At 67.2% G+C, this 17,887-nt stretch carries 12 protein-coding genes and 1 pseudogene; 6 read left to right on the forward strand and 7 right to left on the reverse strand.

Features of this window, described 5'->3' with window-relative positions; translation table 11 throughout:
* The first annotated feature begins 651 nt into the window (after positions 1 to 651).
* Positions 652 to 1,038 carry a DUF3592 domain-containing protein gene (locus tag IW256_RS00790; protein WP_197009103.1) on the forward strand — a complete coding sequence of 129 codons (387 nt, stop codon included), beginning with the start codon at positions 652 to 654 and terminating at the stop codon, positions 1,036 to 1,038.
* Positions 1,039 to 1,260: 222 nt separating this feature from the next.
* On the opposite strand, the gene IW256_RS00795 is transcribed toward IW256_RS00790, so the two are convergent.
* The 4 genes from IW256_RS00795 to IW256_RS00810 all read right to left on the reverse strand — a co-directional run bounded on the left by IW256_RS00795 (position 1,261) and on the right by IW256_RS00810 (position 6,427).
* Positions 1,261 to 2,535 carry an McrC family protein gene (locus tag IW256_RS00795; RefSeq protein WP_197009104.1) on the reverse strand — a complete coding sequence of 425 codons (1,275 nt, stop codon included), beginning with the start codon at positions 2,533 to 2,535 and terminating at the stop codon, positions 1,261 to 1,263.
* On the reverse strand, positions 2,535 to 4,745 hold the full coding sequence (locus IW256_RS42605) for an McrB family protein (protein ID WP_197009105.1): 2,211 nt from the start codon (positions 4,743 to 4,745) through the stop codon (positions 2,535 to 2,537). The genes IW256_RS00795 and IW256_RS42605 overlap by 1 nt, the downstream gene beginning before the upstream one ends.
* A 15-nt stretch (positions 4,746 to 4,760) precedes the next feature.
* Positions 4,761 to 5,132, reverse strand: a complete 372-nt coding sequence (locus IW256_RS00805; RefSeq protein WP_197009106.1) for a hypothetical protein — start codon at positions 5,130 to 5,132, stop codon at positions 4,761 to 4,763.
* 530 nt (positions 5,133 to 5,662) lie between these two features.
* A complete protein-coding gene (locus tag IW256_RS00810) occupies positions 5,663 to 6,427 on the reverse strand; it encodes a WD40 repeat domain-containing protein (RefSeq protein ID WP_197009107.1) in 765 nt (254 codons plus the stop codon).
* A gap of 440 nt (positions 6,428 to 6,867) precedes the next feature.
* Here IW256_RS00810 and IW256_RS00815 point away from each other — a divergent pair, with 440 nt between their 5' ends.
* From IW256_RS00815 to IW256_RS00835, 5 genes are all read left to right on the forward strand, one after another.
* Positions 6,868 to 7,674 (forward strand): hypothetical protein, encoded by an 807-nt coding sequence (locus IW256_RS00815; protein WP_197009108.1) that lies wholly within the window; start codon positions 6,868 to 6,870, stop codon positions 7,672 to 7,674.
* A 372-nt stretch (positions 7,675 to 8,046) separates the two neighbouring features.
* Positions 8,047 to 10,689 (forward strand): DUF4132 domain-containing protein, encoded by a 2,643-nt coding sequence (locus IW256_RS00820; RefSeq protein WP_197009109.1) that lies wholly within the window; start codon positions 8,047 to 8,049, stop codon positions 10,687 to 10,689.
* 483 nt (positions 10,690 to 11,172) lie between these two features.
* Entirely contained in the window at positions 11,173 to 11,460 is a 288-nt protein-coding gene (locus IW256_RS00825) for a transposase (protein ID WP_197009110.1), read from the forward strand.
* 8 nt (positions 11,461 to 11,468) lie between these two features.
* Entirely contained in the window at positions 11,469 to 12,332 is an 864-nt protein-coding gene (locus IW256_RS00830) for an IS3 family transposase (RefSeq protein ID WP_231404162.1), read from the forward strand.
* A gap of 85 nt (positions 12,333 to 12,417) precedes the next feature.
* Positions 12,418 to 12,810 carry a hypothetical protein gene (locus tag IW256_RS00835; protein ID WP_197009111.1) on the forward strand — a complete coding sequence of 131 codons (393 nt, stop codon included), beginning with the start codon at positions 12,418 to 12,420 and terminating at the stop codon, positions 12,808 to 12,810.
* Between the two features lie 510 nt (positions 12,811 to 13,320).
* Here IW256_RS00835 and IW256_RS00840 read toward each other — a convergent pair.
* The 3 genes and pseudogenes from IW256_RS00840 to IW256_RS00850 all read right to left on the reverse strand — a co-directional run.
* A complete protein-coding gene (locus IW256_RS00840) occupies positions 13,321 to 16,701 on the reverse strand; it encodes a tetratricopeptide repeat protein (protein ID WP_197009112.1) in 3,381 nt (1,126 codons plus the stop codon).
* Between the two features lie 51 nt (positions 16,702 to 16,752).
* On the reverse strand, positions 16,753 to 17,115 hold the full coding sequence (locus tag IW256_RS00845) for a trypco2 family protein (protein WP_197009113.1): 363 nt from the start codon (positions 17,113 to 17,115) through the stop codon (positions 16,753 to 16,755).
* A gap of 158 nt (positions 17,116 to 17,273) precedes the next feature.
* A pseudogene (locus IW256_RS00850) lies at positions 17,274 to 17,813 on the reverse strand (transposase); the annotation flags it as partial.
* Between the last annotated feature and the right edge of the window lie 74 nt (positions 17,814 to 17,887).

Raw genomic sequence — 17,887 nt, forward strand, 5'->3', positions numbered from 1 at the left:
TACTGATCGTTTTGTGGTCCCGTACGTTGATCAGCGATCTGCCTCAGCGATATCTCCTGACGAGGGGCACGGCGACCATCGCCGAAGATCATTCAAATATGGCTCTGAGCCGCGGACACGGTGAATCTGTGCTGGCCGGCGTCGGATGAGCGTAAGGCTCGGGACTCGGGTCGGTGTCCCACGCCATGTTCGAGCGATCCAGCGGGCGCCGAGGCGGCGTCGGGGCGGATGGAGTCCAAGTCGCTCCGGTGGGGCTTGGCGATGACCGCGCGGCCGATGAGCTCGGACGCTCCTGTGACGAAGACGCGCATGCCCGTCTCGACGCCTCTGATGTCAACGGGGTGGTCCCAGAATGCCCGGTCAGCCCTCGCGCTGGCCGCTTCACACCATACTCGGTGATAACAGTCGATATCGGCTGCCATGGCACCCTTTGCCCGGCATGCCCCGGTGATGACACGGTCGCCCGCACCATAAATGTGTCCCGCCCACGTATTAGAACCCCACGCTCAGAACCTGAGGAACGTTAAGGAAGCACCGGTGCTGGCCGTCGGGGCGCCTCGGGACGCGAACCGCAGGGTACCCGCCGACGTCCTAATTCTTCGAGAGCCGTGAGGCGGAGGGGGCAGAGTGTGGGACACATTGATCCCTGTCGTGATCACCGGGATCGTCGGAACAGGTTGCCTCGTGGCCTATCTGCGGGACGTCGTGCACGTGTTCTGGCTATGGCGACGCGGCATACGCACGTCCGGTGTAGTGGTCGACAACGCGGAGACCAGAGCCGAGTCGGGAACACGGTGGGCACCGATCATCGCCTTTGAGGACCAGCACGGGAACCGGGTCGCCTGCAAGCCGATCGTGCGCATGGACAAAATGATGCAGCTGGGGCAAGAAGTGCCAGTGGTGCACCTGGCGCACAAGCCGGAGGTCATGCTCATTTTCACCCGATGGAGCATGGTGAGGTCGCTGCTGGAAAACTGGATTCTCCTGCTCCTGGGATCGGGATTCCTCGGCTTCGCGGTGGCCGGCGTGTTCGCTTAACCCGAATGGTCGGAGCGAACTGACCGGCCCGCGTTCCGCCCGACTGCCCAGATCAATACACCCGGCTCGACCCCTGGCCTCCGCGGGCGTCACGCGGATCCGCTCTGAGAAGGGGATCTCGCCCAATGCGTCCGCCTGGTGATCGGTCCCCGGCCCTTGACGAGCAGCCCGCTTCGGCCGGCGACGAGTTCACGCTTGTCATGATCGAGTTCTAGATCGTGATCACCTGCCCAGTGCGTGAAACGGGATCTGCAACGGTGGCGGATCGCCGGCCGCGAGGGCGGCGAGGATGGCTCGCACGTTGATGGGCATGGAGGTCACACGCGCGGACGCGGCGCGGTCGCGGCGGTGCAGGGTCACTGTCTCCGGCGGCCGATCGTGGTCGGCGGCGTACAAGAGGTAGGCGGTCGGGGGAGTGGTGTCGGACGAGCTGCTCAGCGCATGCGCGTAGGCGAAGCTCTGGTAGAGGTCCGCGGTGCTCAGCCGCCTGTCGGTGTAGAGCTTGTACTTCGCATCGACGGAGCAGCGCCATGTGCCCGGGCCGTGGCCTCGGACGAGCTGGAGGTCGGGCGTGATCCTCGTATAGGCGCGCCCGTCGGCTTTGGTGATGGCCGACCTCAGCGTGTCCTGCCGGCGAACGGAGATGTCCGTTCCTGCGACGGCGTCTCTCAGCAGGCGGACGACGAAGTCCTCGAACAGCCCGTTCATATCGATCATGAAGGCGGGAGTCGTGATGCCGGAAGTGGTGTAGAGGTTGCCGAACGCCTTGTGCCCGATGAGCATCGCCGCCCAGCGGTGCGCGTTCCGGTAGTGCTCGTTGGCCCGATGGTAGGTGAGGCGTTCGACCGTCGCCCGCGCGTCGAATCCCACGGTGCCGCAGTGCGCCGTGAACTGGGCGGCAAGGCGGCGAGCATGCTCCCTGACGGCGGACGCCCGAGCCGTACGGGCCGCGAGCCATAGCGCGGCGGCGCAGAGCCGGTTGTCGTCAATGTCGCCGCTTCGTTCGTCGTAGCGGCATTCGAGCCGGTCGAGCCGGCCGAAGCGGTGCAGTACCTGCCGGTCCGCGAGGAGCCGGCCGCGCACGACCGGCAGGGCTTCCTCTCTGCGCAGGTAGTCGCGCCGCAGCCCGTGCTGGAGCAGCCTGTCGCATTCCTGGTTCAGCAGGAGGCAGACGAGGTCCCGCAGGTCGAGCCCTTCACCGAGTTGCTGGAGAAGCCCGATGTCGCGCAGGGATTCGACTCCGGACGCGTAGTCGAGCATCTGGAGCACGCCGAGTTCCGATCCCGCGAGCTTCGGCCGGACGCGGATGCAGACACAGTCCAGATTCACGACACCGATATGCGAGCCGGCCTTGATGTCGAGCACGTTGCCGCGCAGCCACCGCAACGTGATCCGCTTCGCCAGGTCCGGCGAGCCGGTGGCTTCCAGGTCGGCCGGGCCAGGCTCCAGGTTCGGCTCGATCCTGCGCTTGTGTTCGTCGACTTCGATGGGCCGCATCAGCCGCCCGCCCCGGCGCGCAGTTCGGCGGAGAGCGCCTTGACCAGTTCCTCGTCGCCCAGGTCCGCGACGGCGTGCCCGCGAATGATCTTGCCTCCGAGGAACTGGGTGAGCTTCGAGTAGTCGTCGTATGTGTACTCCTGGAGCAGCGGCAGCACCTCGGTGCGGATCACCGTGGCGAGGTCGGTCTCGCTGTCCACCGGTTTGCCGCCGGGCAGGAAGAACGAATGCCCGATCTGCCTTTCTCGGCCGAGTTCGGCGACCACACGCCGGTTCAGCTCGCGGAGCAGCAGCCCGAGGTCCATGTCGCCGGCCATCTGCCCGTCGAGCACTTCGGCGTCCGGGAGCAGTTCGTGGAACGCGAACCGGCGACGCAGTGCGGAGTCGAGGAGCCGGATACTGCGGTCGGCGGTGTTCATCGTCCCCAGGATGTGGACGTTCGGCGGGACGGAGAAGCGGCGTCCGGTCGGCAGCGTGACGCGCAGGCCGCGCTTGTCCGGCTCCAGCAACGTGATCAGCTCGCCGAGGATCTTCGGGATGTCGCCCCGGTTGATCTCGTCGATCAGCAGCAGGCGGGGACGGCCGGGATCGGCTGCGGCGGCCTCACAGACATCCATGAAGATTCCGTTTCGCAGGGCCAGTCGCAGCCCGCCGTCCGTGGCTTCGCCGGGACGGAAACCCTCGATGAAGTCCTCGTAGCCGTACGCCGGGTGGAAGGTCACCTGGGCCAGATACCCGGCTTCTGAGAGCGCGCCCAGGGAGTCCAGGAATTCTTGAGTGCCGTACTCGGCGACCGGGTCGAGTTTCAGCTCGGGCACTCGCGTGGCGAGCCACCACAGCGCGAAGCGCAGGGCCGAATAGGTCTTGCCGGTCCCCGGTGGCCCGTACAGGACGACCTGTCCCTTGCGTGCGAGCAGTCCGGCGATCTGCTCGAACAGCGGTTCGGCGGGGACGATCGGCGGCCGCGCCGCACCGTCCTGGATGATCTTCCACAAGGCCGGCTGGACTTTGGCTACCGTGACCGTGCTCCAGGACTTCTGCGGTACGCGAAGCGTCTGCGCGTAAGCGGTGTCCCACTTCACCGAGACCGTGTGCTTGTACTCCGGCCGTTCCGGACGCCACACGTAGCCGTCCTGGGTCACAGTGCCGACCGCGAGGACCTCCTTGATGCCCTTGTTGGCCACGACCAGGTCGCCCGGCTGGAGCTGGAACACCCGCCACAACTCGTTCGCCTTGGCCGATGTCTTGCTCTTGTTGCCCTCGTACATGCTGTCGAGGAAGACATCGTTGAAGGCCTCGCGGTAGTCCCCTTCGGCGGCGAAGCTCGTGAGATCGCCGATCTCGTCCCAGCCGATGCAGATATAACCGCCCGACCGGCAGTCGTCCCAGAACCGGGCATCCTCGCCGGGCGCCACCTTCAGGATCGTGGGCGTGCGCGGACGCGGGTCGGCCCACCAGTAGAGGAATGTCGAGATCTCGTACGGTTCCCAGCCCTGGAACCGCTCGTCGGCCCCGATGAGCTGCTTCAGCCGTTCGTGTGCGGCGAAGGCTTCCAGCGATGAAGCGCTCTCACCCGAGATGCCTTCGATGAAGGCTCGAACATGATCCCGGCTGTTGACCGGCACGATCGAGCCGGGGAAGTAACACGAGATCGCCTTGGCGGTGATGGCAGGGCCTCCGCGCAGCGCGGCAATGGTGTCGATGTCGGTCAGGCGCCCTTCACGGGCTCGGTCGAAGGCCTCGACGAACCCGCTCCGGACCTTCTCCCACGCTTCCTGCACGTCCGCGTACTGGTCGGGGAACGACCAGGACCCATCGCTCAGGCGCCGGTAGATGATGTGCTTGCCGGCGTGTCCACCTCGCATGCTGCTCAAGGCCGGGGTGCCGAACTCCATCCGATGGCAGAAGGAATCCGCTGAGACCTCCGTCCCAAGGGCGTAGCGGTCGAGCGGCAGGGAAGGCCAGCTCTCCAGCGGAAAGTCGGCCACCACTCCTGCGATCTCGTCGGCGGCGGCGGCGACCCGTTCAGCGCAGGAGGCCCGGTCGAATGTGGCGAGGGCCTCGGAGAGCGCGACAGGCGGCGTGTACATCGGCGAGCCTCCGTTCTGTAGCGGACGGTCGCCGAACAGTCTCTCCCCGTACTGGGCAAACCGAACCGGCCGGATCAGGCCACGCCTCTCCGTCAGGATCACGAGCGGGCGGCCGAGCACGTCCTCGGGCCCGCGTCACGAAGGCGGCCTGGAACGGGGGACGTTGGTCCGTCCGCCGGCGGCGGCCGGCCAGGGCGACAGCGACAGGACGGTGGCGATGGCCACCCAGCCCGCCATCAACGCCAGCGTGAAGACCTGGCCCGGAGCCGGCCCGTCGAGCAGATCGCCGGCGCGGTCGATCCCCGATCCCACCCAGAAGGCCGCCATGGCGGTGACCGCGAGGACCAGGCAGCACAGGCCGTGCAGCAGCCGGACTCGGCGGCGTCCGCCGATCGGCCATAACAGGTGGGGGACGAGGTCGGTCGCCGTCAGGCCGGGCGGGGAGCGGTCCGCCGAGTGGGCCTGCCGGCGCAGGTGGGCGGCGTGGCGGACGAGCCAGATGCGCACCTGCTCGGGGCTGTATCCGGCGACGTGCCCGCTGCGCGGGGTGAGCCTGGCCGCCGCGGGGACATAGGCGTCCAGGAGTTTGCGGGCGATCGCCCGGCCTCCGAGCGCGGATCGGCGTCCGGGTCGGCGTGGAGCAGTTCGTCCGGGGCGGCTCCGGACTCCACGGCGGTCGCGGTCAGCAGCAGCCGCCACGGAGTCGCCAACGCGGTGTGGACGGCCTCTCCCGCGGCGCCGGACAGGGCCGCGAGGACACCGTCGCGGTGCGCGTCGCACGCGTGCCCGTCCGGCCAGCGGGTTCGCAGGTACGAGCCGAATCGAGCTCGTCGAGGCCGTCCATGACGGGCAGGACGCGGCGGTCGCGCACCAACCGCGCCGCGTCCCGGTCCGATAGCCCGTGGTTCTGCACGAGCTGCTCGGCCAGCCAGGGCTCGAACCCCTTCCCGGACCTCCACCGGGCCGCGTTCAGCCGTACCGGGACCACCACCGGTCACCGGCCGGCGGGCCGGCGAGGAAGGGCTCGACCAGCTGCATTACCAGCTCGATCGCGAGGACGGTCTTACCCGCCCCGGACCGGCCCACGACCAGCAGGTCCTCCAGTCGGGGCTGAAGGAGAGCGCCGTGATGGAGCCGGTGTGCTCGGGAATCGTGATCCTTAATCGGGATTCACGCCGCTGCGCGACGTCCCAGAAGACGAGGGAGTCCTCCGTCTTGATGGCAAGCGACCGCAGGTCGGGACTGAAGGTCGCCCGCCAGCGGTGCTTGCCGGCGAGTACGGGTGGGCCGATCTCGCGTTGTGTGGACGTCTCCCACAACCGCACCGCATCGTTGCCTGATGTGGCGAGCCGCTTCCCGTCCGGGGCGAATCCCACCTCGGTGAACACGGCGTCCGGGACGTCATCCGGGTACAGGGGACGGCCGATCGCCTGTTGGGTGGCCGCATCCCAGATCCGGACGGCACGGTCGGCGGTCTTGGAACCGGGCCGGAGCGCCGGACCGGGGGCGGCCAGCATCGTGCCGTCCGGGCTGAACCGGATATCGGACCTGGCGGGAATCGAACGGCCGAGCTGCCGGAGCGGCACCGGATCCCACAGCCGTACCGAGTCGTCCAGGTCCGTGGCCGCGACGAGCCTTCCATCGGGGCTGAACGCGACCTTCTCGCCGTACACCGGCTGCTGGTTGAGCGGCGGTCCCACCGGGCTGCGGGTGGCGACGTCCCAGAGCCGGATCCGGCCGTTCTCGCCGGAGACCAGGAGCCTCGTCCCGTCCGGGCTGAAGGCGACTTGCCGCTGGGGCAAGCCGCACATGCTCGTCGCGGAACCCGGGACGTGCCGCTGGACCGCCAAGGAATTCGACCGCGAGACCCTGGCGATCGGCGTCTTCGAGGCCAAGACCGTCGTCTACCTGATGCACCCGAGCACGGCGCCTCTGGGTACGGGTCCGGCACCTACGTCGTCCGGCGGCGCGAGCACGAGAGCGGCCGCTCCCCCTGGTCGCCGGCTGGCAGCCTGGTGGCCGGTTGATTGTCCGCTTCAGGCCGTCTGTGAATATTCGCGTTGAACCCCGATCGGACGGGGCCCAGGGTACAACTGTGATGAAGTGGCGGAGGGCGGCGGGCGTCGCCGTGACGGTGTCGGGTGCGCTGTGCTTGAGCGCGTGCGCGGGTGACTCGGGCGCGAGCGGCGGCGGGACGACACCGGCCTCGCGGGCGGCGGCAGGGACGCCGACGCCGGTAGCGATGGATCAGTACGGCGCCACGCTGAAGAGCGCCATCGATCCGCTGGAGACCGAGCTGGCAGACCTGGCGAAGGCCAAGGCGTACAAGGGCCTGCAGGGGCGCGTCGACGACGTCAAGGCCGCCGTGACCCAGGCCGCCGCCAAGCTCCGTTCGGTCACCCCGCCTGCCGAGGCCGCCGGGGAGCACACGAGTCTCGTCAGTGCCCTCGGGCGTTTCGAGAGCGTGGTCGGCGGCCTGGGCGGTGAGGTCGGCTCGCGGCACCTGTGCACCGGGGCGACGGTCCGGGCCAAGCTCGGCGACGCGGACGGGACGGGCGCGCTCCGTTCCGCAATGGCGGCGGTGCAGGCCAAGCTGCCGGGCGAGCGGCGGGCGCTCACGCTGCCGTCCGTCGGCCAGAAGCCGGGGTCGCGCCCGTCCAACGGGGCGCTCATTCGGTCGAGGGGCGGTGGTGGCAACGGGCGGCTCACCATCGACAATAGCGGCGGCTCGGACGATGCGCTGGTGACGCTCGGCAAGGGCGGCAAGCCGATGCTGTCGGTCTTCGTCCGGCACGGTAAGAAGCACACGGTCAACGGTGTGCCGGACGGCGCGTACACGGTGTTCTTCACCGGCGGCACCGACTGGGACGGTGCCGCCAAGGCGTTCGGCCGCGACTGCGCCTTCCAGAAGTTCGAGGATCCGCTCGAATACACCACCACCCGGACAGCCACCCAGATTCGGTACAGCACATGGAGGATCACGCTTCAGGAGGTCGTCGGCGGGAACGCGCGCACCTCGGAGGTGAATCCCGACGACTTCCCCGGGTGACGGTCACGAGCCGACGCACGCGGCGGGCCGTCTGCGGGGCTTCGTCAGGTCGGCGGAGCGGGCGTGGTCGGGTCGACCCGGATGACCACGCGGGCCCATGCCAGCGATGAGGCGTCGTTGTCGTTGGTAGTGGCAGTGGCGGGCGCGTGCTTGGTGTCGGCCTCGCCAGTGTGACCAGTGCTACAACGAGGGCATGCACCAGGCCATCGAGGCCGTAGAGGCGTGGTCATCAAGGACGAGAACCAGACCCTCGCCACGATCACGCTGCAGAACTGGTTCCGTCTCTAGGAGAAGCCGGGCGGGACACCCAACGCCCGTTTCCGGCTCGGTCCCGGCCTTCGGCTGTCGGAGGGGGCCTCTACGGTGTCGGTCATGAGCGATCGACTCCCCGATGAGGATGCGCTGGTGATTCCGGAGTCGTGGCGTGCGGAGATCCTTCCCCGTCGCGGCGGGGTGGCGCCGGCGGGTGAGGTCGTGCTCGATCCGTCCGCGCGGGAGCGGTTGCGGCAGCGGTTGGACGCTGTCCGGCCTGACATCGAACGGGTTCTCGGTGCCCTCACGCACGGCGCCTCGCGGGACGTCGACGCGGAGCTTCTCATGGCGGCCTGGGCTTACTTGCAGGGCAAGCCCGACCCCAAGGGCGCGGCGGCGATCGCGCAGATCGAGGCGGCGGTGATCCTCGGCGGGGCGCGGTCGCTCACGTCTCGCGACGTCTGGATCGACGCGTGGGTCGTCGAGCACGGCCTCGCTTTCGCCGCCCGCGCGTCCGCGGAGGTCGACCAGGTCACCGCCATGAGGAGGACGAGCGACCGGTATCAGCTCCAGTACGGCCGCAACCGCGATTTCTACGGTGACCGCGCGGACTGGGCGCTGGGCGCTCCCGGTCGCCGGATGCGCGCTCTGCTCGCCACCGCCTGCGAGGACGACTACGCGGAGGCCGTGGAGTCCCTGGCGAACCATCGGCAGAACCCGACGCAGAAGCTCGTGGTGTCCTATCTGGTCCCCACGAGGCACGACTGGGTGCAGGAATGCCTGCGGCTGCACGAGTCATCGAGCCATGCCACGAGGCTGTTGTGGTGTGCGGTCGGGGCCGCAGATCAGATCGCGAATCTCGATCTGCACCCTCCCTACGAGCCCTGGGAGCGCGACTTGGGGTTCCTGCCGGGGATGGTCGCCACGATGATCGAGGGCGTCGGCCCGGCCATCGCGCCCATCCTGGCGAATGGCCTGGACGCCGAATCCGAGGTGAAGGCCCGCAAGCCGTACATCGACGGGCTCGCCGTGCTCCCCACCGACGAGGCGTTCGGGCTCGTGGTCGATCGGTTCGACCAGGCCGATGTCCGGTCCGTCCTGGCGACGATGTTGGAGCGCTTCCCCAGGCGTGCGCTGCGCCTGCTGGCGCCGCTCGCCGTGGGCGACACCAAGCGGGCCCGGTCGGTGGCCGTCCTGCTCGGTGAGCATCTACGCACCTGGCCCGAGCTGGATACCGCAGACCTGCCCGTCCAGGTCCGCTCGGCCATCGACGCGACGGGACGCGCCAGGGTGCCCGAGGCCGCCTTGAGCGATCTGCCCAAGGCATTGGCCTCCGGGCCTGCGCAGGACCCGTCGGCCTGGGCGGCGCCTGCGTTCCTGCCACAACTGCTGCTGCGCGGCCGTGATCGGGCCCTGCCGGCGGAGGCGACCGCCCGGCTACTCGGCGCGCTGTCCAAGACGGGCCCGCGCCGCGCACCGGCCGCGCCGTTCCGGACCGCGCTGGAAGCGTGCGACCCCGGCTCGCTGGCCGAGTGGGGCTGGGCGCTTTTCGACCGATGGCGGAACTCCACCGAAGTGGAGGACAACGGCTGGCCGCTGTCCCAGCTCCGCTGGACCGGTGACGCGGAAACGGCGCGCCGGCTCGGCGCCATGGCCCGGGCCGCGACCTTCTACGAGGGCTACAGACAGGCACTGAACGCGCTGGCCGTGCTGGCCTCGATGGGTTCGGACGTCGCGCTGATGCAGCTGAGCATGGTCACCGCAAAGGCCAAGGCCAAGGGCGTCAAGAAGCGGGCGCGCAAACTGCTCGACCAGCTCGCCCGGGAGCGCGGTCTGACGTCGGAACAGCTCGCCGACCGTCTCGTCCCCGACTTCGGGCTGGACGGCGACGGCGGCATGACCCTCGACTACGGGCCGCGCCGCTTCCAGGTGGGCTTCGACGAGCAGCTCGCACCCCAGGTGTTCGACGAGAACGGCAAGCTGCGCAAAAGCCTCCCCAAGCCAGGCGCCAAGGACGACCCCGAACTCGCACCCGCCGCCCACCGCGCGTTCACCGGGTTGAAGAAGGACGTCCGCGCGCTGGCCGGCGAGCAGATCCGGCGCATGGAGGGTGCCATGGTGCAAGGGCGCCACTGGGACATCGGCGAATTTCACCAGCTCCTCGTCCACCACCCGCTCATGTGGCACATCACGCGACGGCTGGTCTGGTCACACAACGACGACGGCGACGGCGGCGGCGCGACCACGGTGTTCCGGCTCGCCGAGGATCGCACCCCGGCCGGCCGTGACGACGAGGCCCTGACACTCTCGGCGTCCGGAACCGTGCGGATCGCCCATCCGGTGCACCTGGGCGACGACCTGGAGACCTGGGCCGGCACGTTCGCCGACTACGAGATCCTGCAGCCGTTCCCGCAGCTCGGCCGTCCCACCTACGCCTTCGGCGAAGACGAGCGCGACGCCCGTGAGCTGAAACGGTTCGCAGGGCGCACCATCCCGCCGGGCAAGGCGCTGGGTCTGGAACGCCAGGGCTGGGTCCGCGCCGCCGCGCAGGACGGGGGCATGCAACCGGGGCTCACCTTCACCGTCCCACAAGGCCCCACGCTCACCATCGAGCTCAGCCCAGGCATCCCGGCCTGGAACCCAGGCCACACCGAAACCCAGACACTCATGGCCGTAAGAATCAAGGGGGCGACCTTCGGCGACCTGGATGCGGTGACCGCCTCCGAACTCCTCCTCACCCTGCACGCGATCGCCGAGCCGTGAGGCGAGGGCCTCTTGCCACCGGCCGGCGCTGGTCAGGGCGCGGGTGCCGTCGGCGAGCAGGACTGTCCACAACCATTGGCAGAGCGTGCGGTGGTCTTCCTCCGTCTTGGTGAGGTGGTCGAAGGAGACGGAGCGGCCGTCGATCACGGCGTCGCCGGGGCTCTGACCGCATGGAAGAGGGCGTTGAGGAGATGGTGGGCCCCGTTAGCATCACGCGTGCGAATTAGCAGGCGGGCGATGTTGACCAGGAGGTCCAGGGCATGCCGGGCTGTGGGTGCGTCGAGGGGCCAGTGGGGGAGGTAGGTGTCGAAGTGAGCCGTACCGATCTCTCGGTAAAGTGTCGGTGCCGAGAACTGGGTCATCGAGCTTGACCTGCGAAGCGCCTGCTCGTCTGCGTTGTCCGGCCACGGGCTCTGAGCTTCCCCCGGTTCCACGGACACCTCATCTGAGTTGACCTTGATCAACTTGGGAAGGAAGTGTCCCGTGCCACCACCTCATCCGCCTGAGTTCCGGCGACGCGCCGTCGAGCTGGCCCGGACCGGCGACAAGTCGGTCACCGCGCTGGCCAGGAGCCTGGGTATCAGCCAGTCGTGCCTGAGGAACTGGATCCGCCAGGCCGACATCGAAGAGGGTCACCTTGACGGCCTGAACGCCGGCGAGCACAAAGAGCTGATCGAGCTGCGCCGAAAAGCCAGGCAACTGGAGTTGGAGAACGAGATCCTCAAGCGGGCGGCGGCCTACTTCGCTCGCGAGAACATGCTCCCAAAATAAGGTACTCGCTGGTCCGTGAACTTGCCGAGAACGACATCCCCGTCGCGGTGGCCTGCCGAGTGTTAGGAGTTTCCCGGTCCGGTTACAGCGACTGGCTCGGCAGGCCCGCCTCCATCCGGGAGCAACGCAACGCCGAGCTGGTGAAAATGATCAGAGAAATCCATGAGGAGTCACGCCGGAGCTACGGCTCGCCGAGGGTGCACGCCGAGCTGACGCTCGGACGGGGCGAGCAGGTGAGCCGCAAACGGGTCGAGCGGCTGATGCGCGAAGCCGGGATCCAGGGGATCTACCGGCGCAAGGGACGCCGGAACCTGGTCAACGAGCCGACCGAGGAGGACCTGGTCAAGCGGGCCTTCGACGTCCAGGCGCCCGACGTGCTGTGGGTCACCGACATCACCGAGCATCCGACCGGCGAGGGAAAGCTGTACTGCGCGGCCGTGCTGGACTGCTTCTCCCGCCGCATCATCGGCCATTCCATCGACATCCGCCAGACCACCAAACTCGTGGTCGATGCGATGGCCGCCGCTGTCGCCCGCAGAAGACCCGCCAAAGACGCCACGATCCTGCATTCAGACCATGCCGCCCAGTTCACTTCCTGGACGTTCGGGAAGCGCCTTCGGGCCGCAGGACTCCTCGGCTCGATGGGCACGGTCGGTGACTGCTACGACAATGCCATGATGGAGTCATTCTGGGGCTCGATGCAGCTCGAACTCCTCGACATCAGAAAATGGCAAACAAGAGCCGAACTCGCAGCCGCGGTGTTTGAATGGATCGAGTGCTGGTATAACCCGTTCAGAAGGCATTCCAGCCTCGGAATGCTGAGTCCGGTGAACTACGAGGAGCGACACCGCGCCTCGACCACGACCACCTGACCCATCTCACCCCAGCTGTCCGTGCTACCGGGGGAACCTCACTCCACGAGTGCGGGGCCCTGTGGGTGGTTATGGCTTACGTCTGGTGTATCTCGTGGTGGTGTGGGTGTTCGGCTGGTTGATGCTGCTGGCCCGGTCGGATGCGTCCAAGGACGCTGAGATTCTGGTGTTGCGGCATCAGGTGGCGGTGTTGCAGCGGCAGGTGAAGCGACTGCGTCCCTTTGTGGGCGGATCATGGAGCGTCCTGGGCGGCTTCGCCTTCACCCCCGCCGCGGTCCTGGCAGCAGGCCCGCTCACCAGCGTGATGGGGCCCCAGCAGGCCGCCGTTGGCGCAGCCGTACTCATCGCTGCCGCGACCATTACCACGGTTTCCTGCCTGCGAGGGACGGCCGGTCCGAGGGCTCAACCGGTTCCGGACGAACAGGAGGTGGGCATCCGACACCCAGTCTCTGCCGGGGGTAGCAGTGGGCGCCTTTGATGACGCGGGCCGCTTGTGTAGAACACTGGCCGTGAAAGGTGCCGGAAAAGGGCTGTCGGTACGGCCATAGACGCGGCTGGTGTCTGGGGTGGTGTCTGGCGAGCGAACATGGAGCAGCGCGGGTGGACAAAGGGCCCATAAACGCCGATGGGCATTCACGACATAATCGCGAATGCCCAGGTCAGGACGGGTGCGCCGTCAGGGACTTGAACCCCGAACCCGCGGATTAAGAGTCCTCTGCTCTTGTATCAGATCAGTACTCTCACTATTCAACGCTACCACCTCGTCCGCATCCAGCACCACTTGCGTACCGTTCCGTGTCGCCGCCCACCGTCGCGTGTCGGTGCCCCCGAGCGAACAACGAGCGAACATGGGCTCCCAGGACGTGCCCGTCGAGCCGTCGGCGGTGCCCACCGAACCCGCAACTCGAATCTAGTGACGCAGTACTCGGCAGTCACACGCACCTGGCACGCTGTCTCGTTGAACGAGGGCTGGGATCACGTGGAGGTCTCAGGGGCGTTCGTCGCCGAGCCCCTCCGGGAAAGACATGCCGGTCACTGCCTGCCAGCCGGTCCGCGTCTCGGCAGGTGCGTGGGCATGTGCCCGACGCAGCGCGTTGATCGCCAGGTCGATGTTCTGGTCAGGGCCGTCCTCGGGAGCGCGGAGAATGGCCTCAGCAAGCGTTCTGGCCGCAGCATGGTAGTCCTCGGTCATGACCTGAACTGAGCCTAAGGTCGCGAGCATTCCGCTGAACTCGCGCTCGTAGCGTCCCGGCTGCAGATCGGCAAGCTCTCGATAGATTTGGACCGCGTCGGTCGCTTCCCGGACCGCGTCGTGGAATTGCCCGAGGGTGGCAAGGCGGGCGGCATAGTTCGCGCGACACCTGGCGAGGTCAGCGAGGTGCACCGCCGAGTCGGCGGCGAGAGCAATCATCAGCTCTACTGCCCGCCGACAAGCCTCTGCCGCCTTCTCGGGACGGTGGAGGGCTGCCAACCGGTTTCCGAGATTGCTGAGTGTCTGAGCCTCTCGGGGGAGGAATCCTTTACGAACGTCATCGGGAAGCTGCTCGTAGATCTCTATGGCCTCCTGAAGAGACCGCAGGGCCTCCTGATGCCTGCCGACGCTGCCGAGATGCCCGGCGAGGTTGGCCAGGGCACCTGCCACACGGGGAAGGTTGCCGCGAGGATTGCTCTCGGCCAGCGTGCGGTAGAGATGGACCGCCTCAGCTGCCGCCCCGAGAGAGTCACGACCAGCGCGCCGGAGATGGGCCGAGTAATTGTTCAGCGTCGTTGCGAGCAAGTACACATGGGAATCTCGGTCGTGCTCCGAGAGCCGCCGAGCGACCATCACGGCCTCTTCCCCGACGGCAACGGCATGGTCGTGAAGTCCGTTCTCGCTCAGGCGGGCGCCCAGTGTGTTAAGTGCATAGGCGAGGCCATCAAGGTGGGTACCGGGATCAGAGGCCTCGATGGTGCGATGGATAGCAACCGCTTCCTGACACGCAGCTAGCGCTTCATCGCCGCAGTTGAGTTGGGCAAGACTGATCGCGTACGAATTGAGCGCCATGGCGAGGTCGGGAAGATGAGCGCTCGCATCGTGCTGGGCCATTGCCCGGTACTCCTCGATCGCCTCGGCGTGGGCCTGGAGGGCATCGCGGGGCTGGCCAGCCTCGTTAAGGTGTGCAGCAAGGTTGTGCAGGACGTGTGCGCGGAGGTCTCGAGCTCCACCTGGCAGAGCATCGGATAGGGCATTGAGCTCCTCGAGTGCACGGCCAGCGACCACTGCGGCGTCTTCGTAGAGCCCGATGGCTGCCAGGCGGTTGGCGAGATTGTTCCTCGCCGTCGCGAGAGCCTCCATGTGGGACGGAGATTTTTCTTCGACTTCGTCCAAGGCTCTCGCGAGGTCGATCCAGACTTCGACCGCCAGTTCGGCAAGTCGTTGAGTGTGATCGGGGATCGCTGTTGCCACCGCCCTTAGGGCGTCAGTGGGTGGGGCCGGGGATCTAATGAACTCGGTAAGCGCCCGCACCAGGGCGGCTGGGTCCTCGCTCTGGGCGACGATGGGGATGGCGAGTGGGGCAAGGTGGTGGAACTCAAGCAGCAGCGGTGGAAGGAGCTCTCCTACGTCATCTTGGTGGGCCGACGTACGGGAGAGGACTGTAATTGCATGCTGGGCTTGCTCGGCCGAGGCGGACGTGAAGAGTGAGCCCAGCACGCCTGAGTCCCGACGCAGCACGCGAGCGATGTGATGCTCACCCAGAAGGTCGGGCTCCAGGCCGCCCCATTGCTGGTCATCCACCGAGGGATAGAGGTCGCGCCACCAGCTGGCGGCGCGGAGACGCATATCATGCGGCTGATCGGATAGGCCTGGGACAGAGGTGAGTAGGGCGAGGGCCTCCTTTCGGCTCGCCGCACCGAACAAGGTGGCTGCTGCAATGGCGAGGTCGAGCGTCTCCCGGTGGACGGTGACCCCATAGGGTGACGCAGCGGTCATCCAGTAGCGTCGCTCGTGTTCGAGTAGGACCTCTTCGTAGGGGGAAGACGGGGGTAGATCAACCGGCTGCGTCACTTGCAACAAGGTGGCCAAGGCGGCGATCTGCAGTGTGAGCGGTGACTTGTACCTGGGATGGGATAGGTCACTGGGCGGCGGCAAAGACTTTGCGGGCCGGTGCTTGCTCGGGAGCGCATCTCTGAGATCGGAGAGAGCGTCCTGGAAGGCATCGTGGCGCCCCTCCACAGTCTCCTCGAGGGCCGATAGCCGGGATACACGAACCTCGTCCAGGAACATGCCTGCGTCCGGGGCGAGATCCTCCCTGAGCTGTTGCCACCATTCGCCTTCCGACCGAGCAAGAGCCAGGATCCGAAGCGCTGGTCCGCTATGCGCCACTGCAGCCAAGACAACATTACGGAGCTGCTCCGTTCGCGTCTCGGCATAGTCGATCACGACAAGCACCGGCTCCTCGTTGTCGCGGAGAGGCTCGTAGGAATCGATCGCCCGTTGCCGGAGCCAGATGGTTTCCCAGCCTTGGGCGCGGAGCTGAGATGCCAGCTCGCGAGCCAGCCGGGTCTTTCCTCGTCCGCCCGGCCCGGTGAGCAACTGCATCCCCGGCCCTACCCCTTCACACCATCCAAGAAGGGTCTCGAGTTCGCCGGATCGACCCCGGAACCGCACCACCTCAGCTTCGGCCCGCAACAACGACGCGGGGGAGCTCTTTCGACTCGGCCGGCGGTGAGGCGTTCCCAAGTCAGCGAGTTCGACTGACTCGGCGACCGGAGGCATGCCTGTCTCTTCCGACCACAGCTCGCGGAAGCCTTCGTCCGGCAGGAGCCGCGTGACGGGTTCGGCGGTTAGCCTGTCGCGTGCGAACCTAGGTGTCTCGTCGGCGATCAGTCCAACAACATGCTCGCCAGAGACCACCGCGGCGCCGGACATTCCAGCCCAGGCCAGGCCTACCGCGGGCGTGTCCGGCGCACCGCTGGACACAGAGATCTGGTAACGGCCGTCAAGAAGTCCGGTCCCCAGGTTGATTTCCCCGCGCAGGTGCTCGGTGTCGCGTCTGCCATCCGGTTGCTCCTGAGACCACGGAAAACCGATCGCTTCGCATGGAACCGAGTACTTCATCGTGATGAGACGACCCCAACGGACGGGGGCGAGTCCCTCGGGCGGAACCCAGATTGAGTCGATGATCCGCAACAACGCGGCGTCGACGTCAGACCCCCACCACACGAGCTCGACCCGCAGTTGACGTCCATTGGAGAGAGTACGCACGTAGGCGTCCTCCCCAGGACTGACAACGTGCTTGGCTGTGAGTACGAGTCGATCGGTGACCAGGAAACCGGACCCGAATCTGGATCCGTGGAGCACATCCACCACCCGGTGCGTGATCCTCACCGCAGTCGTCCCCCAGTCGTCAACGCCTTCGGTCCTGCCACCGGTGCTAAGTCACCGGGGCGGCGTTGCTCGTACGGTGTCAGACACTTGCGGCGACCGGCCGGTGTGCATATCGCGGGGCTTAAGGGTCAACTTCACTCGGTGGGCGGCTGCGGCGGAGCTCGCAGTGGAACCTCCAGCGTTGAGGACCCAGACCTTGACCCCACCGTCAATCTTGGCCTCGTCAGTCAAGGTTACGGTGAACTCAATCTCGATGTCGCCGAGCTCGAACTGAAGCCGATGAGCTTCGGCGCGCTCCATCGCCTCGGAGAGCTGACCCCGGATAGCCTCCACCGCACTAGCGAGCTCCAAGCTGCCTTCCGGCACGATTGCCTCGACCGATTCGGTGCCGTTCTGCTCGGAAGCTCTGCTCATCGACCACCACTCCTCGCACTGTCGTTCGAAAACGTTCCGGACCGACCTGGACGCTGTGGGAGAACGTGTATAGAGCGTAGCCGCCAAGACTGACATCGGGTGCACTGCAGGGCGGTCGGGGGACTGAGGGCAGGCAATCACTAACGACGGCATGGATCCGCCCGTATCGGCCGGTTCGCGACCTGCCCGTCTCTGATCTTGACATTGATCGCGTCCACGAACAGGACCGGATAGACGCGGTCCAGGGGCCGGTTCTGCCATTCGGCCATGCCGTCCATGACCTTGTCGGTGATCGTGGAGATGGTCTGCTTGGAGACCTGGGCACCGTAGACCTCGGCCAGGTGCGCGCTGATCTCCCCGTGCGTGAGGCCCTTGGCCGTCAGCGACAGCACCATCTCGTCCACGCCGGTCAGCCGGCGCTGCCGCTTGCGCACGATCTGCGGTTCGAAGATGCCGCCGGTGTCGCGGGGCAACTTGACCTCGACCGGGCCGACATCAGTGAGCACGGTCTTGGCCCGGGTCCCGTTACGGCTGTTGCCGCTGCCCCGACCGGAAGCATCGTGCTTGTCATAGCCGACGTGGTCGGTGATCTCGCCTTCTAGCGCAGACTCCAGCACCCGCTTGGTCAGCTGCTGCTGCAGCAGCACGCCCTCGCCGGTCAGCTGCAGCCCATTGGTTCGAGCACGGTCCACCAGCATCGCAACCAGCTGCTCGTCCGACGCCGCACCCGGCCGGCGTCTGGACCGGCTGCTCGGCGGACTCGTTCTCGGCG

Source organism: Actinomadura viridis (assembly GCF_015751755.1).
Taxonomy (GTDB): domain Bacteria; phylum Actinomycetota; class Actinomycetes; order Streptosporangiales; family Streptosporangiaceae; genus Spirillospora; species Spirillospora viridis.